The organism is Sphingomonas faeni, from assembly GCF_040407505.1.
GTDB classification, from domain to species: Bacteria; Pseudomonadota; Alphaproteobacteria; order Sphingomonadales; family Sphingomonadaceae; genus Sphingomonas; species Sphingomonas faeni_E.
In genome coordinates, this window is sequence record NZ_JAPZPQ010000003.1 from 440,740 (window position 1) to 463,963 (window position 23,224).

A 23,224-nucleotide genomic window follows, 5' to 3' on the forward strand; every position below is an offset into this window, starting at 1 on the left:
CGGGAGAGCGGCTCAACGCAGCACCACCGACAGGCCATCGAGCACGAACTGCACCGCGAGCGCCGCCAGCAGCACGCCGAGCAACCGGGTGATCACCGCCTCGATCTTCGCGCCGAGAATCCGCATGATCGGCCCCGCCGCGAGCAGCGCGACCAGAGTCAGCAGCAGGATCGTCACCATCGCGCCGAGCACCACCAGCGATCGCTCGATCCCGCTGTTGCGGCTCATCAACAGCATCACCGACGCGATCGAGCCGGGGCCTGCGATCATCGGCATCGCCATCGGGAAGATTGAGACGTCCTCGACCTCGGGATCGCTCGCCACCTTTGCGGCGCGGTCCTCGCGGCGTTCGGTGCGCTTTTCGAACACCATTTCGAGCGCGATAAGGAACAGCATGATGCCGCCGGCGATGCGGAAGCTGGCCAGGCTGATCCCGAGGCCCTTAAGCAACGCCTCGCCGAACAGCGCGAACACGAACAGGATCAGCGCGGACACGCCAACCGCGCGGATCGCCATCGCCCGCTTCTGGAGGGATGAGGCGCTTGCCGACAGCCCGGCGTAGATCGGCGCGCAGCCGGGCGGATCGATGACGACGAAGAACGTGATCAGCGACGAGATGTAGAGTTCGATCACAGGCTCGACTCCTCGATCGCGACGCCTTCGCGGCGGCCTGCGGAGACCAAAGTATTGCGCAACAAGCAGGCGATCGTCATCGGCCCGACGCCCCCCGGCACCGGCGTGATCGCGCCCGCAACCTCGACTGCGCTGGCGAAATCGACGTCGCCGACGAGGCCGGCATCGGTACGGTTGATACCGACGTCGATGACGGTTGCGCCGGGCTTGAGCCAGTCGCCCTTGATCATCTGCGGAATACCGACCGCAGCAACAACGATGTCCGCGCGACCAATATGCGCGGGAACGTCCTTGGTGCGACTATGCACGACGGTCACGGTGCAGCTCTCACGGAGCAGCAGCTGCGCCATCGGCTTGCCGACGATGTTCGAGCGGCCGACGACGACAGCCTCAAGCCCGCTCAAGCTAGGCAACACGCTCTTCAACAACATGACGCAGCCGAACGGCGTGCAGGGTACGAAGCCGGGAAGCCCGGTTGCGAGACGGCCAGCGTTGATCGGATGGAAGCCATCGACATCCTTGTCGGGGTCGATCGCGGAGATGACCGCCTGCTCGTCGATATGCTTGGGCAGGGGCAACTGGACCAAGATGCCGTCGATCGTCGGGTTGGCGTTGAGCGCCGCGACCAGAGCGAGCAGCTCTTCGGCCGGCACGTCGGCTGGGAGCCGGTGCTCGATGCTCGCCATCCCGGCCTCGCGCGTCGCCCTGCCCTTCGACCGGACATAGACGTTGGAGGCGGGATCCTCGCCGACCAGCACCACAGCCAGCCCAGGCGCGCGGCCTGCCTCGGCCCGAAAGGCGGTGACGCCGTCTGCGATACGGGCCCGGAGGCCGGCGGCGAAGGCCTTGCCGTCGATGATGGTCGCGCTCATGCCCGCGGCCCATAGAGCGCGGCGGCAATTTCCGCCAGCGTAGTGGCGTTGCCGGCGATGTGCAGGCGCTTCAGGCGGGCGGTTTCGCCGGCGACGATCGTCACGGCACGCTTGGGTACGCCAAAGGTCTTCGCGACGAGCGCCACCAACCCAGCATTCGCGGCACCGTCCACCGGCGCCGCCGCCAACCTCGCGACGAAATGCTCTTCGGTCCCGGCGGTCAACGCATCGCGACCCCCGCGCGGAGTTACCCGAACGGCAATCGCCAGCCCGTCAGCCAGCGCCCGCCAAGCGGCCTTCTCGCTCAATAGGTCGCGACGAGATAATTCTGCGCGATGTTCGGAATGACGATGTTGCTGAGGATGTAGAGGATCAGCAGCACGACCAGCGGCGACAGATCCAGCGCGCCGAAATCCGGGAGCACGCGGCGGATCGGGCGGTACATCGGCTCGGTCATACGCTGCAGTGCATTCCATACGGTGCGGACGAAATCACTGTGCGTATTGATGACGTTGAACGCGATCAGCCACGACAGGATCGCCTGTACGACGATAATCCACCAGATGACGGTGAGCAGCAACTGGACGATCTGAAGAAGGGCGATCAAGGCGTAGGTCTCCGCTGGTGTATTGCCGATATAAGGTGGCGGGGGGAGAACGAGAAGCCCTGTGGTGTCGGTGGTTTTCGCCCGGTGATTCGCCTTCCCAACCTCCGTCATCCTGGGCTTGACCCAGGATCCAGAGCCACAGGCGTTACCCTAGTGGCTCTGGATCCTGACTTTCGTCAGGATGACGGGCGTGAGAGGCGACCTCCTACCGCGAGCGCCCGTTGGCGCTCACCAGCGTGCCCGCGCCCTGCTTGGTGAATATCTCCAGCAACATCGCGTGTGGCACGCGGCCGTCGATTATCACCGCGGCGTCGACACCCGATTCGACCGCTGCGACGCAGGTGTCGAGCTTCGGGATCATGCCACCGGTCACCGTGCCGTCGGCGCGCAGTTCGGCGATCCGCGCGGGATCGAGGTCGGTCAGCAGTTCGCCCTGCTTGTCGAGCACGCCGACGATATCGGTCAGCAGGAAGAAGCGCGCGGCGCCCATCGCAGCCGCAATCGCGCCCGCCATCGTGTCGGCGTTGATGTTGTAGGTGTGGCCGTCGGCACCGATGCCGATCGGGGCAATGACGGGGATGATATCGGCGGCGATCAGCGTGTCGAGGATCGTCCGGTCGACCGCGATCGGCTCGCCGACGAAGCCGAGGTCGACGTGCCGCTCGATCCCCTGGAGCTTGTCGGGCTCGCGGCCGTGGCCGACTTTCTGTGCGAGGACGAGGCCGGCGTCCTTGCCCGAGATACCGACCGCGCGACCGCCCGCCTGGCCGATCCAGCCGACGATCTCCTTGTTGATCGAGCCCGCGAGGACCATTTCGGCGATCTGCGCGGTCTCCGCATCGGTGACGCGCAGGCCGTCGACGAAGCGCGATTCGACGCCGAGGCGCTTCAACATCGCGCCGATCTGTGGCCCGCCGCCGTGGACGACGACCGGGTTGATCCCGACCGCCTTGAGCAGAACCATGTCCTCGGCGAAGTCGCGCTGCAATTCAGGGTCGCCCATCGCGTGGCCGCCGTATTTCACGACGAACGTCTTGCCGGCATAGCGCTGCAGATACGGCAGCGCCTCGGTGAGCGTTTCCGCCTTGGCGAGCAGGGCGGGATCGGGCGTGTGATCGGTCATGCCGATCCCTTAGCCAGTTGGGTGAGGGAGCGAAAGACGCGGACGTCGCTCTCGCTTCCTTGTTCTCCCGCGAAGGCGGGAGCCCAGACTGGGTCCCCGCCTTCGCGGGGAAACAACGAGGTCAGACCCGGTCCAACCGCCGCCCGAGCTTTACGAAGAAGGTGATCATGAACGGCACCAGCACGATCGACAGTATGACCTTGGTGAGCATTTGGCCCTCCATCAGCGCGACGATCGGCCGTTCGCCGAGGAACGAGATGGTGATGAACAAGATCGTGTCGATGATCTGCGAGATGATGCTCGCGATCATGCCGCGGAGCCACACCAGCTTGCCCTCGCCGCTGCCGACCTGTCCCGACAGCTTCGAGAAGATCAGCACGTTGAGCGTCTGCGAAATCCCGTAGGAGATCAGCCCGGCGATCATCATCCGCGAACTCTGGCCGACCACGACTGGGAACGCGTCGACCGCGGGCGGGTACATCCCCGGATCGTGCGGCAGCGCCAGCACCAGGTGGATCAGCGCCGCGGACACCAGCAGCGGGATGAACCCGAGGCGGACGAGGAACGTCGCGGTCTTCTGGCCGTGCAGTTCGGCGATCGCGCTGCTGAGCACCACCAACAGCAGGAAGCCGAAGATCCCCGCCTCGACCGCGAGCGGGCCGAGCGCGACCTGCTTCACCCCCAACACGCCGGCGATGCACACCATGCCGCCGTACAGGACCGAGAAAACGAAGAGCGAACGCGGGAACGCGGGAACAGGCTTATCCATCGCTCGGGACGCTAGCGGAATCGCGCGCGCCGTCAAATGACTCCCCCATCATAAAGACTGGCGAGCACGCCGCTCGCGTGTCATGTCGGTCGCTTGCGCAGCCGGGGGGCCGCGCGTGTCAGTCAAAAATGCAGGGCGTCCATGGAAAGACTAGTCATCGGCCTTGCAGGCATCGCCGTCATCCTCGGTATCGCCGTGCTGCTGTCGAGCGACCGCCGCGCGATCCGCCTGCGTATCGTCGGGGCCGCGTTCGCGTTGCAGGCCGGGATCGCGGTGCTGGTACTGTATTCGAGCTTCGGCAAGATCGTGCTCGGCGAGATGTCTGGCGGGGTCGCGAACCTGCTCGGCTATTCGCAGAAGGGCACCGAGTTCCTGTTCGGCAAGATGGCGACCCCCGAGATCGGCGGGCAAAGTTTCGCGATCGCCGCGTTGCCGGTGATCATCTTCTTCGCGAGCCTCGTCTCGATCCTGTATTATCTCGGCATCATGCAGTTCGTGGTGCGCTGGGTCGGCGGCGGGATCGAGAAGGTCATCGGCGTCTCGAAGGTTGAATCGCTGTGCGCCGCGGCGAACATCTTCGTCGGCCAGAGCGAATCGCCGCTTGTGATCCGGCCGTATCTGGCGGGGCTTACCCCAGCGCAGTTGTTCACGGTGATGACCAGCGGCATGGCGGGGGTCGCGGGCACGATCCTCGCGGCGTATGCGTCGATGGGTATCCGCATCGATTATCTGCTCGCGGCGAGCTTCATGGCGGCGCCCGGCGGCATCCTGATGGCGAAGATCATCATGCCCGACCGCGTGATGCCGCCAGAGGGCGAACTCGCGCTCGGCGACCTGCCCGGCGAATCGTCGGCGGGCGAACCGATGCCGCAGGCCACGCACGACGAGGAGAAGCCCGCCAATCTGATCATGGCCGCAGCCCAGGGCGCGCAGACCGGCGTGCGCCTTGCCGTCGCGGTCGGCGCGATGGTGCTGGCGTTCGTGGCGCTGGTGGCGCTCGCGAACGGGCTGCTCGGCGGGCTCGGCAACATGATCGGGCTGCCGGGGCTGAGCTTCCAGGGGCTGCTCGGCTACGTCTTTGCGCCGATCATGTTCCTGCTGAACGTGCCGTGGAGCGAGGCCGGGATCGCTGGCGGGCTGTTCGGGCAGAAGATCGTGCTGAACGAATTCGTCGCGTATATCTCGCTCGGGACGCAGCAGGGGCTGAGCGCGCGGACGATCGCGGTCATCACCTTCTCGCTGTGTGGCTTTGCAAACTTCTCGTCGATCGCGATCCAGATGGCGGTGACCGGCAGCCTCGCGCCGAACCAGCGGCCGATGATCGCCAAGCTCGGCCTGCGCGCGCTCGCCGCAGGAAGCCTCGCGAACCTGATGTCGGCTGCGCTTGCGGGCCTGCTGATCGGCTGAATCCCACCCATCCGTCATCCTGACGAAAGTCAGGACCCAGAGCCACGAGGGGCAGCGCTTGTTACCCTGGGTCCTGACTTTCGTCAGGATGACGTGGGTCGAGATGACGGGCCGAGACTAGAAGGCGCCCTAACGCAATCGGGCCCGCCACCTTTCGGCGACGGGCCCAACGCAAACTACCTCGCGGGGGGAAGCGAGGCAGCTATCTCGCGGGATCGCCGATTACGGCAGCATCACCGTGTCGACGACGTGGATCACGCCGTTCGACTGCATGACGTTGGCAATCGTGACGCGGCCCTTATGGCCCTTGCCGTCCATGATGCCCCAGCCGGTGCCGACCTTCTTGAACATCAGCGGCTCGCCCTGCACGGTCGTGTAGGTCGCGGTGCCGCCGTTCGCCTTCGCCTTGGCGGCGATGTCGGCGGCGGTGATCGTGCCGGGGACGACGTGATAGGTCAGGACGCTGGCGAGCTGCGCCTTGTTCTCGGGCTTGAGCAGCGTGTCGACGGTGCCGGCTGGCAGCTTCTTGAACGCCGCATTGGTGGGCGCGAACACGGTGAACGGACCCGGGCCCGACAGCGTCTCGACGAGACCGGCGGCCTTGACCGCGGCGACCAGCGTCGTGTGATCCTTCGAATTGACGGCGTTCTCGACGATCGTCTTGGTCGGATACATCGCGGCGCCGCCGACCATCGGGTTGGTCTGGGCAGCGACGATCGCGCTGCCGCTGACGGCAACGGCGGCCGCGACGATCGCGGTACGAATGACGTGGTTCATGGCTTCTCTCCTGCGTGCGGAGCCGGTGTGCGGCGCCACTGCGGGGAGATACGGGCGTGCCACGAGAAGGACGCAGCCGGTGCTCAGATCGTCGCGAGAAGTCCCGCCCAGGCCGCGATCTCGTCGTCGTGCTGCCGCGTGACGACCAGGTCGCTAGCGATCGCCGTGTCGAGATCGACCTCGATCGTGCCGGTCCACTCGAACGTCGCATTGCCCGACAGCGTCACCATCGCCGCCTCGCTCGCCTCCGTGCGGACCAGCCCGCCCTTGTTGAACACCGTCGTCGGCGTGTCGTACGCGATCCGCCCGGTCAGGCACGCGGCATAGGTCGACGCCGCCATCGCGCTGCCGCAACTGTCGGTGAGGCCGACGCCGCGCTCGAACGTCCGCACGAACAGGTCGCGGCCACGCACCTCTACGAAACTGACGTTCGCGCGATTCGGCAGCCAGTCGGGTGCCGCCTCGCACGCCTCGCCGACGCGGACGAGTTCGGCTTCGTCGACGGCATCCACGAACGTCACGAGATGCGGGTTGGGCATTGCGACGGCGGTAAAGGCGCGGTCCGTCGGCAAGCGCGCGATCGGCGTATCGACGATGCGATCGGTCCCGACATGCATCGGCCACGCCGCGGCATCCAGAGACGCAGGGCCGGCGATCTCGCGCACGGTGAACACGCCCTCGGCGATATCACCATCGCGCTGAACGGCCGCGTCGCTCGTCTTCAGCAGCGCCATCGCGGTTTCGGAACCCGTCGCCGAGAACCCAGCACGCGCGACGCAGCGCAGGCCGTTGAGGCACGTCTCCGACTCGCTGCCGTCCGAATTGAACATCCGCATGCCGAACGCATGGGTCTCGTCGCCGGCGGTCAGCAACAGTAGTCCATCGCCACCCACCGGTCCATCGCGATCCGCCAACGCCCGCGCAACGGCAGCCCAAGCCGCATCGCCAAGGATCGACGCGCGCGCGTCGATCAGCGGAAAGTCGTTGCCGGAGCCGTGGCATTTGATGAGGTCGAAGCGCATACCCGTCACTTAGTCACGCCCGCGGATCAAAGCGAGCGCCTAACCGATCCCGTAATGCGCGGCCAACCGATCGAGCGCGAGCGTCAGCACGACCCGCCCCGCCCGCGCCGGCCACTGCAACGCCTTCTCGGCCACCGGCAGCCCCTCCCCCGCACAAACCACGCGCCAGAGGATATCCGCCAACCCCGGCCCCGCCGCCGCCAGCGCCGCGTCGAACCGGCGCTTCGCCGCAATCTGCGCCGATGTCGGATCGAGCCCGTCACCACCACCGCCATCGATCCGCTCGACCCAGCGCATCGTCACGCTCGGCGCGATCGACGCGCGTTCGTAATCGGCCAGCAACCGCTCCCCCGCCTCGAACTGATTCACGTCGATCAGCGCGCGCGACCGGAGCCATCCGAGCGGCGACTCCGCAAGGTTCACGGTGACCGTACGACCGCGACGCGTGCCAGCCGGTTGTGGAACACCCTCCGAATCGACCGTCCGCTCTACCAGTTCGCGCATCCGCCATCTCCCGTTGCGCTTGCCGGTTGCCATATCCGCGCGGTTGTAGGACAGGAGAATAACCTATCTGGTTTGGAGTCATTCGATGATCACCGCCATTCGCGACGTCCGGCGTGCCAAGGGACTGACGCTGGAGGACGTCGCCAGGCGGTGCGATCCACCGACCACCGCGCAGACGATCGGGCGGCTGGAGACCGGCACGCGCACCGTCTCGATCGGCTGGCTCAACCGGATCGCCGCCGCACTGGGCGTCGAGGCAAGCGATCTAGTGACACTGCCGGACCGTAAGGACCTGCCAGTCGCCGCAATACTCGACAGCCACGGAGCCCACGCCCCCCGCCGCACCACGACCGTACCACCGCCTCAGGTCGCGCCAGGTCAGATCGCGATTACCGTTGCGAACGGCACCGGCGACTACCGCGCAGGCGACGTGATCTGGGCCGCAACGCTAGCTCCCGAAAATTTCGCAACCGCCCTCAACCGCGACGTCCTAGTCCCGCAACCAGCAGGCCGTTTCGCGTTCGGACGACTGACCGGATGCGACGGCAGCGTTACCGTTCTGCCACCAGGCCCGGGGACACAGGCGCTGACGATCTCAGACCCCGCCTGGATAGCCCTCGCGATGCGTCTGGTCCGCGCACTATAGCGACTATGGGCGACAGGTTCGAACCGCCGATATTTGTCGGCCAGTATCAATTTTGCCGCAGCGGCCTTTGTTCAGTGAAAACGGGTACGACCCGAAGTTCGCTCAATCCTTCGAATCGTCGACCGATCGGAACCAGATCATGTCCGCCTGCCAGCCGCGCTCCGCAGCGCGTTCGACCAGCGTCTTGCGCCATGCGGCGTCGCGCTGACCGAGTGGCGGCGCAATAACGTTGGCATCGAACGGCCCCTTACCGGTGACGAGCAGCAACCCCGACCAGCCCTGATGATCCAGATCGATCTGCAGGCGATACCGATCGCCGCCCAGATCAGTGATCGGCAAACCATCGCGCGACTTGCGCACTTGCTCGGCGAAAGCAGCGCGGTTCGGGATCAGCATGTCGATCGCCCCAGAGGGCTCCAGGCCGACCAGCGCGAAGTCGAGCGCCGGATCGCCGATTGCGATCCCGACGATCGCACTCGCCGCGACCTTGCCTTCATAGGCCGAGCCGGCCGTCTGGGTGCGCATCTCGAACCGACGTTGCGGCACCGACAGGCGATTGCGCCCCGTCGTCCGGATCTGACGAAACGCATCGAGCGCGGCGCAACCCGACTGGGTGATCGGCGACACCTCGGCAAAATCGATCGCGCTGGCGGTCAGTCCCTGCGCCTGCAGCGTGCGGACGATCTCGGTCTGGGCCTGGGTCGGGTTGCCGGCCACACCCGTCAATGCGACGCGCGGGCCGCCGGCGCTCGAGCTTACCGAGACGATCCGCAACCAGGTGCAACTGACCGAGGGTAACGCCGCGTCTATCGCATCGCGGGCGCGCACGACCGGATCGGCAGCGACCGCGACGGATGGCGCCCGCGCGGTCGGCGCATCGCCACGCAACGCGAACCAGCCCAGCGCGACCAGCAGCATCAGCACGACCGCGGCGGCGGCGGGCCACCAGCGCGGGAGGCCGTTGGTGGCCAAGGCGCCAGGCACCTCTGCGCCGTCGAGCGCGGCCAGCACCGCGCCCATCGACTGAAGGCGGTCGGCCGGATCAGGGCGAACCATGCCCGCGACGACCGAGCGCAACGGTATCGGCACGGCGGCCAGGTCGAGCCCTGCGCGCCGCTTGTCGACCGCATCGACCAGCGTTCCCCCGAGCCCGAGATCGCTGCCGCGCGCGACCGCGAGGATCACCAGCCCGAGGCTGTAGACGTCGGTCCACGGCCCCAGCGTCCGGCCGAAATCGCCGAGCTGTTCGGGCGCGACATAGCCGAGCTTGCCCGCGAACCCGTCGCCGATGACGGTCGCCGTGCCGGGGTCGAGATCCTTGGCGATGCCGAAGTCGATCAGCTTGGCGCCGCCAAGCCGCCCGCCCGGGAGCAACACGTTGTCGGGAGAGACGTCGCGGTGGATCGCGCCGAGCGCATGCGCCGCCGCCAATCCCGACGCGAGCCGTCGCAACAGCGCGCCGAGGTCTTCGGGCGACGGTCGCAGCGTCGCGAGCACGTCCGAGAGGCTGGTGCCCTCGATATATTCGGTGACGATGTAGAGGACGCCGAGCTCGGGCTCCTGCGCCAGCACGCGGTATTGCACCACCGCCTCGTGATGCAGGCGGGTCAGCGTCTGCGCCTCGCGCCGGAACAGCGTGATGACGTTGGGATCGGCGGCGAGAGCCGGCAGCATCACCTTGATCGCGACCCGCTCGTCGGTGATGACGTTGGCGCCGACGAACACCTCGCCCATGCCGCCCCGCGCCAGGAAGCCGGTGACCGCGAACATGTGGTTGAGCACGTCGCCAACCTTGATCGCGGTGCCGCCTGCCGGTGGCTGTGGCGTCGTACCGCCTGCGCTCGCGCTTGCCCCTGCCGGGTCGAATACCGTGCGGTCGGGATCGAAGACCGTGCGGTCGTCCTCGGTCATGACGGTACCTTCCCGGCTTCGGCGAATTCGAGCCGGGTCGTTTCCTGCACGCCGACGAGGATCGCGGTCACGTTGTCGGGCGCACCACGATCGAGCGCGCGCGCGACGAGCGCTTCGATGGCCTCCGACTGGTCGGGAAGCGCCAGTATTGCGCCAAGCTCCGGGTCGGTGACCTGCCCGGACAGCCCGTCGCTGCACAACAGGAACCGATCGCCCGGTTCGACGGCATCGGTGACGACATCCACCGCGATCCGCGCGCCGACCCCCACCGCCCGCGCCAGCACATGGCCTCGCGGATGATCCGCCGCTTCCTCAGGAGCGATCAGGCCGCGGTCGACCATCTCCTGCACCTGGCTGTGGTCGCGGGTCAGCGGCACCAGCATATCGGCGCGACGCAGGTAGATACGGCTGTCCCCTACCCACAAGGCCGCGAAACGATCGCCATGGACCAGCAGCACGACGACGGTGGATCCCATCTGCTGTTCGCGACGCTGCGACTCCGCCCAGATCCGGCGGTTGGCGCTGTGGACGCCATCGGCAACCGCCTGCACCGCGGCATCGAATGTCGGCGGGATATCCACGCTCTCGATCGCCTGGACCACGGCATGCGCGGCCCAGTCGCCGAATGCATGCCCGCCCATGCCGTCCGCGACGACCCATAGACCATCCGCGGTCCGCTCGGCATGGCGATCCTCGTTGACCCGGCGCACCAGCCCCGGATGCGTCGCGGCGACGCTGGCGATACGGAATTGGACGCTCATACGCCGACGGCCTCCAGCATGGCGGTGACGATATTGAGCGGCATGTCGCCATCGAGCGACATGGCGCGATCGGCGGACTCCCACCGCTCGATCGACGAAGAGGGACCTGCTTCGGCCATCGTCGCGAGCCGATCAGCGTCCCAGCGCTCGGCGATAGCGGCGTAGATCAGATCCTCGATATCGTCCGTTGCGGCACAGACCAGCAGCAACGGATAGCGCCGCCCGGCGGCGTCCTGCGATGCGGCGATCATCCCAACCGCACCTGCTCCGTACCCTTTCCAGGGCAATGCCGCATCGAAGCGATCGACGAACTCTCCACCGAAACGATCCTGCGCGTCCGCCAGCGATGCGGTCAGCCAGGCGTCGAGGCTCGCTTGCTCCACCGGCGTGCAGCCGCGCGAGACGAAATCCCCGTGCGCGGGCAGCTTGCCGAACAGGCGCGCGGTCACAGGTGCGCGATCACAGGCTGGCCGGGCACCGGAACGACCACAGGCCCGCACGGCTGAACGGATTGGTGGTGCCCGGCAATTGCACGGTCAGCGTCGTGCGCTGCGGCCCCTCGCCGAAGCCGGCGCGGATCGCCTTGGGCCCGGCATTCTGCTTTTCGGCGCGGTCCATCAGGCGGAACAGCGCCCAGGGCCCTTCGGTCTCGATCTTCGCGAGTTCGACGCCCGGCGGTGCGTCGGCTCCTGCGACCAGCGTGGCTGGCGTGGTGGACGGGGTGCGATAGAGCACCACCGATGCCTCCGGCAGGCTGCCGGTCGCGGACCAGATCAACGGCTTGGGCTGATTGCTCTGCGGCGTGAAGCGATAGCGGGTTCCGCCGCTGGCGACCTCGACGATGCCGACGTCGGTGCCGAAACTCGCCACCGACACCTTGATCGGCAGGCCCGCCGCAAGCAGTTCGCGAAGCTGGACCGCGCGCGCCAGCGTTTCCGGGGTCGAGGGGTTGAGCGCGGCGGCGACCGGGTCGTTGTCCTTCCACCGCCATACCGGGCCGGAGGTGTCGATCATCGGCATCAGGCGCTGCTGGACGAAGCCGTCGAACACCCCGCCCATCGAGAACACGCGCAACGCCTCAACCATCGGGGCATCCGCTGCGGTGGCGAAAAAAGGGTAGTGCTCCTGGGCAACCCCCCGGCATGCAGGCAGCACCGTCTGGGCATAGGCGTCGCCGACCGCACCGCTCGCCGCGCCGATCTGCGCACGGGTGCCCCCTCCCGCAGCCGAATTGACGAAGCCCTGCAATTGCGGAGGAGCCCCGGCCGCCGCTGCACGGACCGAGGCCAAGGCCGCCGCCATCTGAGCCTGCGTGGTATCCGCACCGCCACCGCCGCCGACCGACCGTGCCGCCATGACCGCCTGCCCGGCCGCCTTGATCCCGGCGACGAAATCATCGATCGGCGCCGAACCGCGGCCATCGCCGACATATTCGTGCATCGGCTGGAAGTACCCGCTGATCTCGTCGCCGGCATCGATCCCGCGCGATCGATCGCGGCCGATCTCGTTCGCCACCCGCCCGAGCCGCGAGCGGTTCATGCCGTATCGGCCCGCCCGCGCGAGACCCGCCTGCGCGCCACCGGTGAAGATCGTGTTCTTGCGCAGTTCGAGCAGCACGCGCTTCAGCGGTGACGGGCTCTTGGTCAGCGCGCCGAACGCCGCCGGATCGCTGAAATACGCGGCAGGCTTCATCGCGGTGACGACACCCTCCCAGGCTGCGATGTAATCCTTGGCATACAGCCCCGCGACGCCGGGACGGACGTTGCTCAGTTCCTCACCGACGCCGGCTTCCTCCGCGCCGCCAAGCACCCAAAGGTCGCGCTTAAGGTCTTGCTGCACGGTCGCAAGCCCCGGCAGATAGGTCTTCTCGTACCCGGCACGCGTGAAGAAATAGGGGATGCGCATCGCGATGAGCGTGTCGGGCGACGCAAACGCCAGTGCGTCGCCCTGCGACAGCACGTTGGCGACTTCCCAAGCCGGCCCTGCCGACGCTGCCTTCTGCCGCATCACCGCATAAGCCCGGTCGGCGAGACTGAGGGTCTGCACGGCCGCCCGCGCACTGGCAACGAGTTGGCCGTCGAGCGGCGGACGGCGGTTCGGCCAGACCGACGCCATGTCCTTGTCTTCGATCAGCGCGTCGAGGTGGCGCGTGAGCGCGGTCCGCTCGGCCTGGCTGTCGGCGCCAGGATACAGATCGGTAGCCCAATCCGCGGTCACCCAGGCGCGCACCGCCCTTGCATCCATCGGCCCCTGCTGGCCGAGCATCAGATAGACCTTGAGCGGCTCGTACAACTGCATCGGATCGCGTCCGTTCGCCTTCATCACGGCTTCCAGACGCAGCAGCAACCGAGGCAGCATCACCCGGCGCAGCGCATCGCGGTACGTTTCCTCGGCCTGCTGGCTGAGGCTACGCTGGTACAGGCCGAAGGTCATCGTCAGCGCCGGCCCGCCGCTACGCCGCTCGGCATAGCCCCGCGGCAGGTTGCGCAGGGTATCGAGCGCGGGGATCGCGGCACGCAGGTCGGCATCGTCCTCGCGCACCTGGGTCAGGTCGACACCGGCATCGCGGAACTGCTGTTCGGCACGCGCGGTCTGGCCGGCTAGCGCAGATTGGAACGCACGATTGCGCACGAAGCTGACGCCCCATGCGGTCAGGACCAGCGCCGCGGCGATAGCGATGCCCGCCAACGCGGCGCCAAGCTGGCCGCGACGCCGCGCCTTCGCCTTGGTGTCGGTGGTGACGAGCCCGGCCTCGGGGAACATCACTTCGGTCAGCAGCCGGTTGAGGAAATACGCACGCCCACGCGCGCCGACCGCAGGATCGACCGGCTGTTCGTACACCTCGGCCATCGACGCGAGGATACGATCGAGCGGTGCCCCCTCCTGCACGCCGCTGGTCAGGTAGAAGCCGCGCAGCACGCCGGCCGCTTCGTCGCCGGCGACGAACGCGCCGTCGGCAAAGCGCATCATCCGCGCGCGCAGCGATCGCAACTGCGCCGGGAAACCGATCATCATGCCGCGACGGCGCTGGTCGACCTCCTCGAACAGCCGCCGCGCCTGACGGTCGGCGACGGCCTGCGTCGCCTCGTCGAACGCATGCGCCAGCATCTCGGCGGACGGTCGCCCCTCGGCGTACGGCAACGTCGCACCGAGCACGGCACGCCGCCCCTCGACGTCGAGATCGTCGAAATAATCGGTGAAGCCGGCGAGCAGATCCGCCTTGGTGACGAGCAGGTAGATCGGCACCGCGGTTTCGAGCGAGCGACGCAGCTCGACGAGCCGACGACGGACCGCGCGAGCATGCGCATCGATCGCGGCACAGTCGCTCGCGACCAGCGTATCGACGCCGATCGCCACGAACACGCCGTTGATCGGCTGCCGCGGCCGGTGCCGCTTGAGCAGTCCGAGGAACGCGCCCCAGCCCGCCGCGTCGACCACGGTATCGCTGTCCTGCGTCGTGTAGCGCCCCGCGGTATCGACCAGCACCGCTTCGTCGGCGAACCAGAAGTCGAGGTTGCGCGTGCCGCCGACGCCACCGACGGCCTGTTCGACGAGCGGAAACCGTAGCCCCGAGTTCAGCAGCGCGGTGGTCTTGCCCGCGCCTGGCGGACCGATGATGACGTACCAGGGACGGCTATACAGGTAATCGCGCTTTCCGCCCGCCGCGCCGCGCAGCTTGGTCAGCGCCTCGCTCATGCGACGGCCGAGCGCCTTGCCTTCCTCGTCGGCAGCATTCGGCCCGGCGAGTTCGGCGGCGATCGCATCGGCGGCGCGGCGCGCAGCGCGACGGCGCAGGAACCACCATAGCCCCCAGCCCAGCGCGACCGCGACGACCGCACCGATCCGCACCGGCACGGGCCGGAAGAACGCAACGAACAAGGGCAGGCCGAACGCCAGCAGCGCGGCCAGCAGCACCGCCGCGGTGATCGTCACCGCATACCAGTTCCGGAAGAAACGCCGCATCAGTAGCGCCGCGGCACGACGATTTCGACGCGTCGGTTCTTCGACTTGCCCGCGGCATCCGCATTGGAAGCGATCGGCACGGTGTCTCCTAGTCCCTTGGTGGATACCCGCGCCGGATCGGACAGGTCCTGGCGAACCAGCGCGCCGACCGTCTCGGCACGGGCTTCGCTGAGCGCCATGTTGTCGGGGAAGCGGACGGTCGCGACCGGAGCATTATCGGCATGCCCCTCGATCACGACATTGCCCTTTTCGCCCTCGATCGCACGACCGATGCGGTGGAACAGCGTCTCGCGGCCCGGTTCGAGCGCATCGGAGCCGGACTCGAAGAGTTGCCCGACGGTAGTGCGGACGCGAACGGTCTGCGCGTCTTCCTCGACCGTGACGAGATGCTCGCGGATTTCGGGTTCGAGGAACCGGCGGAGCTTGCTCGCCTGCGCGCTGGACGTCGCGGCCATCGCGGCGGCGGGGCGCGACAAGGTCAGCCGGGCGTCGGGCGTCAGCGCGGCCAGCCGGGACGACGGCGTTTCACCGCTGGAGCCCAGCATCAGCCGCAGCACGACATACACGAGCAACAGCAGCGCGAGCGCGGCCGCCGATGCCAGCGCCAGCACGCTCCACCCGATCCGGCCGACCGGTGCGGTCTCGCCGCGCCAGTGGGGCACGAGTTCGACCTGCGACAGCGACCGGACGTGCGGCAACGCGCCCTGCAGCCGCGTCATGATCTCGTGCAGCCGTCGCCGACCGTCGGGCATCACCCGGAAGCGGCCCTCGAACCCGGCAGCGAGGCACGCATGGAACAGCTCGATCAGGTCGAGATTGTCCTGCGGCACGCGCAGCATGTCGTCGACCAGCTGCCAGAAGCGGTCGCCGCCGATGTTTTCCTGGAAGAACGTGACGACCATCGAGCGCCGCGCCCATTCGGCGCCGTCGCTGCCGACGCCCGGCAGGTTCTGCGCGATGTCGTCGGCGGTCGCGCAGACCGCGTATTTGGCGCGCTGGCGCTTTTCCTCGGTGTAGTGCGGCTGGATCGCGCGCTCGAACCGTGCGATCGCCGCGGCGCATTGCCGATGCAGCTCGGGCATAGCCGGGCGGACTCGACCGGCGCGGACGGCGGCGAGCAGCGCCAGGACGGGCTCCGCCTCCGCCAGCATGACGTTGCGGATCGACTGCGGCGTGGCTGGCAGCGGAACATCGTCCTCACCCAATCGCGACGGTGTCAGCCCCGGTGCGACCGGCGCACTGCCGGTCCGCGACAGCGACGGCGGCGCGGCATATCCGGCGTTGGCGGGCGACGACCCATATCCGGGGCTGCCGGCAGGCGACCAAGGCGTCGGATTGGCGGCAGGGCCAGCGGGCGCGGGCGCATCGCCACGCTTGAGCCCCTGCAGCGGCGAGGGGCGAAAAACGGTCTTGTCGCCGTCCTCGCTCATCGCCCACCCCGTTTGACGCACCACAATTCAAGCTTCAGCTGCGGCCAGTCGCCGGCGACGTGGAGGCCCAGCGCGGTCGCCTGCTGGAACTCGCGCCAGTCGGGTACGCCGCGATCGAGTTCGAAATAGACGAACCCGGGCAGCACGCGGAGCTGCGGCGGCGGCGTCGGCGTATGCCGCAACGGCACCCCGGGCAGCGCGGAGTCGACGATCTGGCGCATCTTCTGCACCGTGCCGATCTTCGCCACGGAGGGAAACAGCCCGCGGATTTCCTCGACCGGCGACGCAGAGGCGACGGCAAGATAGAAATAGCCGGTCTCGTACAGGCTGTGATCGGTGATCCGCGACACGTACGCGCCCGGGCCGGCCTGATCGAGCGGCATCTGGAGCGCAGACCGTTCGAACACCGCCGACAGCATCGACTGCAGCAGGTCGAACACCGGCTCGAAACATATTTGCGGGTTCTCGTGATCGTAGCGCGGCAGTGGCGGCGGCTTGCGTTCCGCCCGGATCAGCGTCGCGATCTCGCCCGCCATCGACACCAGCGCCTCGAACAGGCGTTCGGGATGAACGACCGGCAGGAACTGAAGATGCTCTAACACGGGTAGCCAGCGGTTGAGCGCCTGGAGCAACAGGAAGCTCGCAAATGTGTCTGAGCCGCCGTCGGTCGCCTCGACCGCGCGCACCGCCAGTTCCTCGGCGCGCTGTGCGGCGCGACCGACGATATCCGACAGCCCGCCGCGCAGCCGCGGTGCCGCCGCGGCATCCAGCGTCGGCGCGATATAGCGGTCGTCGAACATCACGCGCTTGTTCTGCACTTCGCGAACACGCGCGAGGCCGAGCGTCACCCGGCCGTAGATCTGGTCGCGGGTGATTCCGAAGCGAAGATTAGGCCGGCCGAGCCCGATCGGTTCGCTGGTACGGTCGTCGGAATAGGCGTCCGCCACCTCCGCCTCGTCGACCAGGAAGCGCGCGTCGAGGCCGGGCGCATCGCCGTCGCGGAACTGCACCGCGCCGACCTGGCTGGCGGGCAGCGTCAGGTGCACGATCGCATCGCGCGTGTCGCCCGGCACGTCGAGGGGTTCGGGCGGCGGCAGGTCGTCGGGGATCGCGAACGGCGTGCCGTCGGGGAGGATCCCGGTGGCGCGCGATACCGCGAACTTGCCGAGCGCGGCGAGGTCCTCGTCGATGGTGAGGGCCGTGATACCCCATGCCCAGGGTCGAATCGATTCGACGCGCGCACCCAGTTGGGCGTCGATAAAACGGTCCTGAGCCTGAAAATGCTGCGGCCTCAGGAACATGCCTTCGTGCCAGGCAACCCGATTCTTCCCAGCCAATCGCATTCCCCTGCAGGGTCTTGAACCGACCGCGACGATGCGGCTGCTGGGCTGGTTATTGCCTCGCCCGACGAACTGGGCAATAGCTATGTCGTACGCGGCGACACAATCTATGTCTGGGAAGTCGATGTCCAGTTCCCCAGATCAGGAACCGTCGTTCGATCCCCGATCCTGGGTCACACCGAAACCGGGCCCTGCCGCGGTCACTCCGCCAAGCCCAACTCCTGCCCTGGTGGCGGCGCGACCTCCTGCGACGACAGGCCGCTGGATCGCGCCCGCTATCGGCATCGCGATCGCGGGTGTCGGCGCCATCGCTGCCGTCTCGTCGCGCCCCTCGGCGCGGCCGCCGACCGTTGCTGCACCGGCGATCGTTCTCGGCAAGGCAGCCTTGGAAAGCCGTACGCTGATCGTGCCGACGCTGGCCGACCTTGCGCCTACCCTTGCCGCGTCGGGCGTATCCACCGCCGACAGCGAGGCCGCGGTTCGCGCGATCGGCAAGGCTCTCGGCTCTGCTCCGGGCGACATCAGGCTGGCATTCACGCTGGATCATGATGGAGACGCGGTCCGGCTGGCGGGTCTCACCGCGACACGCACCGATGGGTCGGGCGTGACGCTGGCGCCGCAGACCGGCGGCGGCTTTGTCACGACATCGCTCGCCGCGGACCTGCGTCGGCAGACCCGCTTCGTCCGCGGCGAGCTCGATGGCGAAAGCTTCTACAGTTCAGCGGTCGCGGCCGGCGTCAGCGACGTGCTGATCGGCCCGTTCGTCAACGCATTCCGCTATGATTTCGACATGCAGCGCGAGGTCGCGCGAGGCGACGTGTTCGAAGCCGGGTTCGAGCAACGCGTCACCGCGGACGGCGACCCGGTCGGGACGCCCGTACTGGTCTATGCCTCGCTCGCCACCGCGGGCAAGTCTCGCGCGCTGTATCGCTACCGCGCGCCGGGCGATGCAGAGGAGGAATGGTTCGACAGCAGCGGCCGGAGCAGCCGAAAGTCGCTGATGCGTACGCCCGTCGAGGCCGCGCGGATCAGTTCGGGGTTCGGCATGCGCGGCCATCCGATCCTCGGCTTCGTCAAGATGCACAAGGGCACCGACTTCGCGGCACCGACCGGCACGCCGATCTACGCGGCGGGCGACGCGGTCGTCACGTTCGCAGGGCCGAAGGGGCCCAACGGTAATTTCGTCCGCCTGCATCATGCCAATGGCTGGGACACGCTGTACCTGCACATGAACCGCATCGCCGCGGGACTGACGCCGGGCCTCAAGGTCGCGCAGGGCCAGCAGATCGGCGAGGTCGGCACCACGGGACGTTCCACCGGCCCGCACCTTCATTACGAGGTGCACATCGACGGACAGCCGGTCGACCCGATGTCGATCGAAGTTGGCGGCAGTCGCACGCTGGCCGGCGCCGCGCTCAAGCAGTTCCGTGCGCTGCGTGATCGGGTCGACGCGGCGCGGGTGGCAACGGCCGGCTAACTTCAGTCCGACTTGCCGGCCCGGTATCGAAGCGCCAGCGGGATCACGATCGCGGCAAGTGCGATCGTCATTGCCAGACTTGCGTTGAGCCCCTGATCCGATCCGCCCCACCGTGCCGCGCCGACCAGGTCGAAGTCGAAGAGCGCGCCGAACACACCGACGCCCGGATTGGGATCGAGCCCGAGCAGCATCTGCTCGCCGACATTCCATCCCCAATGCGCGGCGACGGCCCCCGCGATGCCGCCGTCGCGGACTGCGATCAGCCCGAACAGGATTCCGCCGAGCATCAGGTTGGCCAGCGTCAGTACGCCGGTCGCGCCTCCCAGCAGGTGAAGTGCCGCGAATATCACTGCGACAAGTAGCACCGCCACGGGCGCGCCGATAACGGATGCGATCTGGGGTTGCAGCCAGCCACGGAACAACATCTCCTCCGCCGCAACCTGAAGCGTCACGGTGACGATGCCGATCAGCAACGTCGGCAGGATCGTGCTCCCCGCCCCGCCGACCAGACTGCCCGCTAGCCAGGTATAGCCGACCGCCAACACCAGCCCCCCCGCGCCGACCGCCAAGCCAAACAGGATCGCACGGCCAGGACGTTCACCGAACACCGGGCCAGTCACACGACCCAGCCAGCGACCGGCGATGCCGATCGCCAGCATCGGGCCAAAGATCGCCAGCGTGAACAGGCTTTCGCCCCGAGCCCCTGATGCGCCATTCAACCATCCGGCAACGACCGGAGGCCCGAACGCCAGCAACATCGCCACCAGGACGACGCCGATCGCCGCCGCCGCGAGTGGCCGTACCGCGCTCATTTTGCCGCGACGCGCGGACTTTGCGGGGGCGACGCGGGGGTCAGCGCGGTCTTGCTGCTGTCGCCGACCAGGAAATACGGCGCCCAGTAGAATGGATGCGAATAGGCCGGCTGCGCGATCAACGCGCGTTGCGCATCCTGCATCGCCTCGCCCATCGTGCCGGTGCGCGCGCGGGCGTAGAAGGCGCGGATGAACTCGTCGCTCTCCTTCTCCGCCGACACCTGCCAATAGGTGGCAAGCACCGCGCGGGCGTTGGCGGTGAGGAAGGCGCGCACCAGCCCCTCGAGCGTTGCGCCAGCCTCCTCCTGCCCGGCGCTGCGCGCAAGCCCTTCGTCCCTCACGCCGGCCGCGGTGTCACACGCGGACAGCACGACCAAGTTCGCATCGAGCCGGAGTTGCGCGATCTCCGAGAAGCTCAACAGTCCGTCGGAATTGGCATCGCCGAACGAGGTGACCAAGGCTGGTGGCGACTTGGAGCAGCCCCACATTCCTTCGGTCAGGCCATGCGTGGCGAAATGGACGACCTCATACTGGTCGAGATCGCCGCGTGCCTCGACGCTGGTATCGGTGAAGGCGGCACCCGTGAGCAGTTGCGCGTCACGGACTTGCAACGCGCCCGCCGCGATACCGAGTTCGCGCGCGCTGATCGGCTTCAAGGTGCGCGACAGGGACGCGAGACGACCATAGTCGACGCTGCACCCATAGCCGACCGAGATCGGCCGGAGTGCCGCCACCCCGGTTGCGCTGGCGGGGGCGCTGTGCTGGCCGAAGCCGATGAACGCGCGCTGCGCTCGCGACGCCGGGGTACTGCGCGCGACCAGAAACGACCGCGGCGACAGCGCGTTGGAGATCGATGCGGTGCGCGCCAGGAACGCGGTTTGCGAAAAGTCGAACGGGTCCGCACGCACCGCATTTGCGTCATAGCGCGTCACGAGCGCGCCGATCGGCAACGTCTCGAGCGGTCCGGCCGGATCGACGACGATCGATCGCGACGCCTGCAACGTCGTTGCCGCCGGCCCCGTGACCAGCCGGAAGAGCGTATAGGCGCGGGCTTCGTCGAACGGGACGAGCTTGCCGACGTCGAGGCCGCCATCGATCGAGGCGCGGAGCTGCTGCCCCAGCGTCTCGACCGCCCGCGTTGCCGCCTCGCTGTCCGCGACGTGGTAGACGAACGTCCGGTCGGGGGTCACGACGAGGCCGTAGATGCGGCGATCGAGCCGGGTCAGCTTGAGGAAAGCCTCGCCCGGACGCAGCGCGCCGCGCAGTTCAGCCAGTGTCGCCGGTGCATCGTCGAGCGTACGATACCGCGGATCGGCGGCAAGCTTGGCATCGACCGCGAGCAGCCGCTGTTCGGCCGCCGTTCGCGCGCGCGACAGGTCGGTCGGCGCGGCCTCGCCCGTCTTTCCGCCCGCCAACGCATAGCGCAACCGGGTGATTTCCCGTTCCAGATCGGCGCGCTCGCGCAGCGCCGTGGCGATCGTGCCGTCGGCCGTCACCGTGGTCCGCAGCTGGCTGAGCTGGCGGGCGACCGCGGGCTCGCCATTCGCCTGCACCGCCCGGAAGAACCGATCATAGGTATCGGGCAGCGGCTTGGCGGACTCGGCGACCAGCAGATCGAGGTAATCCTGCATGCCCAGCGCACTGCCGAGCGACGTACCGTGGGAATCGATCAGCGCGTCGACCGCTTCGCCAAAGGCATTACGCACCGCCGTGCGCGACGCACCGGTCCGGGCATAGACCGCCGCCCGGTCGAGCTGCGCCTCCGCGATGGCTGGCTCGTTGCCGGTCCCGGCATTGGCGATCGCACTGCGCCGGAGCATGTCGACCGCGTCGGTAAAATTGTCATAGGCGTTGGCGTAATCGCCGCGTTGCGCCTGCAAGCGACCGCGCTGGCGGGCGATCCGGGCGCCAAGCCATAGCAGCTGCGTCTGGTCCAGCCGTTCGTTGGCGAGCGGACGATAGATCGCAGCGGCACGATCGATCGCGGCTTCGGCCTGGTCGCGGTCACCCTGCGCCAGCAACGCAACGCTGCGCGCATATTGCGTCTGGATGTCGAGCACCAACTGCGACAGCACCGCGGCGTTGGGCACGGTGAGCGCCGTCGCGGTGCCGTTCTGGCGCGGCTGGTTCAGCAGGCGCAAGGTCGACGGATCGCGCAGCGGCTGGCCTGCCGCGGCGGGCGCATTCGCCACCCGATCGAGTGTCGCGAGTGCCTCGGGAAAGGCATGGCGGTTGATCGCATCGAGCGCGCCATAGGTATCGCGCTTGCGCGACAGGAAGGCCGTGCGCGAGGCCGGCTGCGCGGCGAAGATCGCATCGGCGGCCGCGAAATGCGCAGCGGCCGCATCGGGGAAACGGATGTTCGAATCCGCCAGTGCCGCCTCCAGCAGCAGTTCGGCGCTCAACAGAGCGGTGGTGTTAGTGGTGGTGGTGGTGGACGGGGCGGACGCGGTGGGCGACAACCGGCTCAGCGCATCGTTGAGGATGCGCGAGGCCTCCACATAGAGCCCCTTGTGGTTGAGGCTGATCCCCTGTGCCAACGCGGTCGCGACGTCGAGCGGGGCGGCGACCGTGCCCGCAGCATCGGCCGCGGCAAGGTCGGCGCCGGTCGCACTCGGCCGCGGAGCAATCCCGGCGATGTCGATCGTCGCGGTCGGCGTCCGGGTGACGTCCGTGTTCGGCGGCAGCACGCCCGACACGATCCCAAGCGCCTCCTCAAGCAACGGCAGCAGCGCGGGCGTGCCGGCAGCGGCATAGTGCATCCCGCCGCGCGCCGTATCCAGCCGCACCGATTCGAGCCCGGTGACCTTGTCGAGACAGCGGCGTGCGGTGCCCTCTGTCGCGGCGACGCGTACTGCCTGGACGGGACCGCAGTCGAACTGCGCATCGAGCGCCGCTTGAGCCTCGGCCGTCGCCTTGATCGCACGAACGGTGCCGAGTGGCCGGCTGGCGGCGACACCCGAACAGGCGATCGTATAGGCGCGCGCGAAGCGATCGGGTACGCCGGGATCGGACCAGTTGCGCGTCGCGACGCACGCCTCGCCAGCTGGATTGCGGCCAAGTCCGACCGTCTCCAGGCGAGCCTGCGGCGTCACGGTCGCGCAGCCGGCCAGCGCGGAGCCGCCCAGCGCCATCATCATCAACGCTTTATGGGTACGAGGCATCGAGCG

At 68.0% G+C, this 23,224-nt stretch carries 20 protein-coding genes; 3 read left to right on the forward strand and 17 right to left on the reverse strand.

Features of this window, described 5'->3' with window-relative positions; translation table 11 throughout:
* Positions 1 to 12 precede the first annotated feature (12 nt).
* From O6X71_RS12900 to O6X71_RS12925, 6 genes are all read right to left on the reverse strand, one after another.
* A complete protein-coding gene (locus O6X71_RS12900; RefSeq protein WP_254687058.1) occupies positions 13 to 633 on the reverse strand; it encodes a MarC family protein in 621 nt (206 codons plus the stop codon).
* Positions 630 to 1,505: a bifunctional methylenetetrahydrofolate dehydrogenase/methenyltetrahydrofolate cyclohydrolase FolD gene (gene folD, locus O6X71_RS12905; RefSeq protein ID WP_353466191.1), complete on the reverse strand. Its 876-nt coding sequence runs from the start codon at positions 1,503 to 1,505 to the stop codon at positions 630 to 632. Before folD ends, O6X71_RS12900 begins: the two co-directional genes overlap by 4 nt.
* The gene (locus tag O6X71_RS12910) at positions 1,502 to 1,813 is read right to left on the reverse strand and encodes a DUF167 domain-containing protein (protein WP_353466192.1); all 312 of its coding nucleotides are present in this window, start codon (positions 1,811 to 1,813) and stop codon (positions 1,502 to 1,504) included. Before O6X71_RS12910 ends, folD begins: the two co-directional genes overlap by 4 nt.
* Complete coding sequence (locus tag O6X71_RS12915) at positions 1,810 to 2,112, reverse strand: YggT family protein (RefSeq protein WP_353466193.1); 303 nt, start codon at positions 2,110 to 2,112, stop codon at positions 1,810 to 1,812. The genes O6X71_RS12910 and O6X71_RS12915 overlap by 4 nt, the downstream gene beginning before the upstream one ends.
* A 205-nt stretch (positions 2,113 to 2,317) precedes the next feature.
* On the reverse strand, positions 2,318 to 3,235 hold the full coding sequence (gene argB / locus O6X71_RS12920) for an acetylglutamate kinase (RefSeq protein WP_060526005.1): 918 nt from the start codon (positions 3,233 to 3,235) through the stop codon (positions 2,318 to 2,320).
* A gap of 121 nt (positions 3,236 to 3,356) precedes the next feature.
* Entirely contained in the window at positions 3,357 to 4,004 is a 648-nt protein-coding gene (locus O6X71_RS12925; protein ID WP_353466194.1) for a queuosine precursor transporter, read from the reverse strand.
* Between the two features lie 141 nt (positions 4,005 to 4,145).
* Here O6X71_RS12925 and O6X71_RS12930 point away from each other — a divergent pair, with 141 nt between their 5' ends.
* Positions 4,146 to 5,411, forward strand: coding sequence for a NupC/NupG family nucleoside CNT transporter (locus tag O6X71_RS12930; RefSeq protein ID WP_353466195.1), 1,266 nt, complete (start codon positions 4,146 to 4,148; stop codon positions 5,409 to 5,411).
* Positions 5,412 to 5,633: 222 nt separating this feature from the next.
* Here O6X71_RS12930 and O6X71_RS12935 read toward each other — a convergent pair whose 3' ends face one another.
* The 3 genes from O6X71_RS12935 to O6X71_RS12945 form a co-directional block, all read right to left on the reverse strand.
* Positions 5,634 to 6,188 carry a fasciclin domain-containing protein gene (locus O6X71_RS12935; RefSeq protein ID WP_353466196.1) on the reverse strand — a complete coding sequence of 185 codons (555 nt, stop codon included), beginning with the start codon at positions 6,186 to 6,188 and terminating at the stop codon, positions 5,634 to 5,636.
* 83 nt (positions 6,189 to 6,271) lie between these two features.
* Positions 6,272 to 7,210, reverse strand: coding sequence for a diaminopimelate epimerase (gene dapF, locus O6X71_RS12940; RefSeq protein WP_353466197.1), 939 nt, complete (start codon positions 7,208 to 7,210; stop codon positions 6,272 to 6,274).
* Between the two features lie 39 nt (positions 7,211 to 7,249).
* On the reverse strand, positions 7,250 to 7,714 hold the full coding sequence (locus tag O6X71_RS12945) for a DUF6456 domain-containing protein (protein ID WP_353466198.1): 465 nt from the start codon (positions 7,712 to 7,714) through the stop codon (positions 7,250 to 7,252).
* 85 nt (positions 7,715 to 7,799) lie between these two features.
* Here O6X71_RS12945 and O6X71_RS12950 point away from each other — a divergent pair, with 85 nt between their 5' ends.
* The gene (locus O6X71_RS12950) at positions 7,800 to 8,360 is read left to right on the forward strand and encodes a helix-turn-helix domain-containing protein (protein ID WP_353466200.1); all 561 of its coding nucleotides are present in this window, start codon (positions 7,800 to 7,802) and stop codon (positions 8,358 to 8,360) included.
* A 102-nt stretch (positions 8,361 to 8,462) separates the two neighbouring features.
* On the opposite strand, the gene O6X71_RS12955 is transcribed toward O6X71_RS12950, so the two are convergent.
* From O6X71_RS12955 to tssK, 6 genes are read right to left on the reverse strand one after another with little or no spacing between them, the layout of a single operon-like run.
* Positions 8,463 to 10,271 (reverse strand): serine/threonine-protein kinase, encoded by a 1,809-nt coding sequence (locus tag O6X71_RS12955; RefSeq protein ID WP_353466201.1) that lies wholly within the window; start codon positions 10,269 to 10,271, stop codon positions 8,463 to 8,465.
* Positions 10,268 to 11,032 carry a PP2C family protein-serine/threonine phosphatase gene (locus O6X71_RS12960; RefSeq protein WP_353466202.1) on the reverse strand — a complete coding sequence of 255 codons (765 nt, stop codon included), beginning with the start codon at positions 11,030 to 11,032 and terminating at the stop codon, positions 10,268 to 10,270. Before O6X71_RS12960 ends, O6X71_RS12955 begins: the two co-directional genes overlap by 4 nt.
* A complete protein-coding gene (gene tagF / locus O6X71_RS12965) occupies positions 11,029 to 11,481 on the reverse strand; it encodes a type VI secretion system-associated protein TagF (protein ID WP_353466203.1) in 453 nt (150 codons plus the stop codon). Before tagF ends, O6X71_RS12960 begins: the two co-directional genes overlap by 4 nt.
* A gap of 10 nt (positions 11,482 to 11,491) precedes the next feature.
* Positions 11,492 to 14,995, reverse strand: a complete 3,504-nt coding sequence (gene tssM / locus O6X71_RS12970; RefSeq protein ID WP_353466204.1) for a type VI secretion system membrane subunit TssM — start codon at positions 14,993 to 14,995, stop codon at positions 11,492 to 11,494.
* Positions 14,995 to 16,425, reverse strand: a complete 1,431-nt coding sequence (icmH, locus tag O6X71_RS12975; protein ID WP_353466205.1) for a type IVB secretion system protein IcmH/DotU — start codon at positions 16,423 to 16,425, stop codon at positions 14,995 to 14,997. Before icmH ends, tssM begins: the two co-directional genes overlap by 1 nt.
* Entirely contained in the window at positions 16,422 to 17,726 is a 1,305-nt protein-coding gene (tssK, locus tag O6X71_RS12980; RefSeq protein WP_353466206.1) for a type VI secretion system baseplate subunit TssK, read from the reverse strand. Before tssK ends, icmH begins: the two co-directional genes overlap by 4 nt.
* Before the next feature lie 268 nt (positions 17,727 to 17,994).
* Between tssK and O6X71_RS12985 the strand changes: the two genes are divergently transcribed.
* Positions 17,995 to 19,242: a M23 family metallopeptidase gene (locus O6X71_RS12985; RefSeq protein ID WP_353466207.1), complete on the forward strand. Its 1,248-nt coding sequence runs from the start codon at positions 17,995 to 17,997 to the stop codon at positions 19,240 to 19,242.
* 2 nt (positions 19,243 to 19,244) lie between these two features.
* Here O6X71_RS12985 and O6X71_RS12990 read toward each other — a convergent pair whose 3' ends face one another.
* Both O6X71_RS12990 and O6X71_RS12995 read right to left on the reverse strand, forming a co-directional pair.
* Positions 19,245 to 20,054 carry a CPBP family intramembrane glutamic endopeptidase gene (locus O6X71_RS12990; RefSeq protein ID WP_353466208.1) on the reverse strand — a complete coding sequence of 270 codons (810 nt, stop codon included), beginning with the start codon at positions 20,052 to 20,054 and terminating at the stop codon, positions 19,245 to 19,247.
* Positions 20,051 to 23,218: a CHAT domain-containing protein gene (locus O6X71_RS12995; protein ID WP_353466209.1), complete on the reverse strand. Its 3,168-nt coding sequence runs from the start codon at positions 23,216 to 23,218 to the stop codon at positions 20,051 to 20,053. The genes O6X71_RS12990 and O6X71_RS12995 overlap by 4 nt, the downstream gene beginning before the upstream one ends.
* Positions 23,219 to 23,224: the final 6 nt, after the last annotated feature.

What these genes read in the sequence shown, in the direction of transcription:
- folD (WP_353466191.1), bottom strand. Translation starts at nt 1,505, where the DNA reads ATGAGCGCGACCATCATCGACGGCAAGGCCTTCGCCGCCGGCCTCCGG.
- argB (WP_060526005.1), bottom strand. Translation starts at nt 3,235, where the DNA reads ATGACCGATCACACGCCCGATCCCGCCCTGCTCGCCAAGGCGGAAACG.
- O6X71_RS12925 (WP_353466194.1), bottom strand. Translation starts at nt 4,004, where the DNA reads ATGGATAAGCCTGTTCCCGCGTTCCCGCGTTCGCTCTTCGTTTTCTCG.
- O6X71_RS12930 (WP_353466195.1), top strand. Translation starts at nt 4,146, where the DNA reads ATGGAAAGACTAGTCATCGGCCTTGCAGGCATCGCCGTCATCCTCGGT.
- O6X71_RS12935 (WP_353466196.1), bottom strand. Translation starts at nt 6,188, where the DNA reads ATGAACCACGTCATTCGTACCGCGATCGTCGCGGCCGCCGTTGCCGTC.
- dapF (WP_353466197.1), bottom strand. Translation starts at nt 7,210, where the DNA reads ATGCGCTTCGACCTCATCAAATGCCACGGCTCCGGCAACGACTTTCCG.
- O6X71_RS12945 (WP_353466198.1), bottom strand. Translation starts at nt 7,714, where the DNA reads ATGCGCGAACTGGTAGAGCGGACGGTCGATTCGGAGGGTGTTCCACAA.
- O6X71_RS12950 (WP_353466200.1), top strand. Translation starts at nt 7,800, where the DNA reads ATGATCACCGCCATTCGCGACGTCCGGCGTGCCAAGGGACTGACGCTG.
- O6X71_RS12955 (WP_353466201.1), bottom strand. Translation starts at nt 10,271, where the DNA reads ATGACCGAGGACGACCGCACGGTCTTCGATCCCGACCGCACGGTATTC.
- O6X71_RS12960 (WP_353466202.1), bottom strand. Translation starts at nt 11,032, where the DNA reads ATGAGCGTCCAATTCCGTATCGCCAGCGTCGCCGCGACGCATCCGGGG.
- tssM (WP_353466204.1), bottom strand. Translation starts at nt 14,995, where the DNA reads ATGCGGCGTTTCTTCCGGAACTGGTATGCGGTGACGATCACCGCGGCG.
- icmH (WP_353466205.1), bottom strand. Translation starts at nt 16,425, where the DNA reads ATGAGCGAGGACGGCGACAAGACCGTTTTTCGCCCCTCGCCGCTGCAG.
- tssK (WP_353466206.1), bottom strand. Translation starts at nt 17,726, where the DNA reads ATGTTCCTGAGGCCGCAGCATTTTCAGGCTCAGGACCGTTTTATCGAC.
- O6X71_RS12990 (WP_353466208.1), bottom strand. Translation starts at nt 20,054, where the DNA reads ATGAGCGCGGTACGGCCACTCGCGGCGGCGGCGATCGGCGTCGTCCTG.
- O6X71_RS12995 (WP_353466209.1), bottom strand. Translation starts at nt 23,218, where the DNA reads ATGCCTCGTACCCATAAAGCGTTGATGATGATGGCGCTGGGCGGCTCC.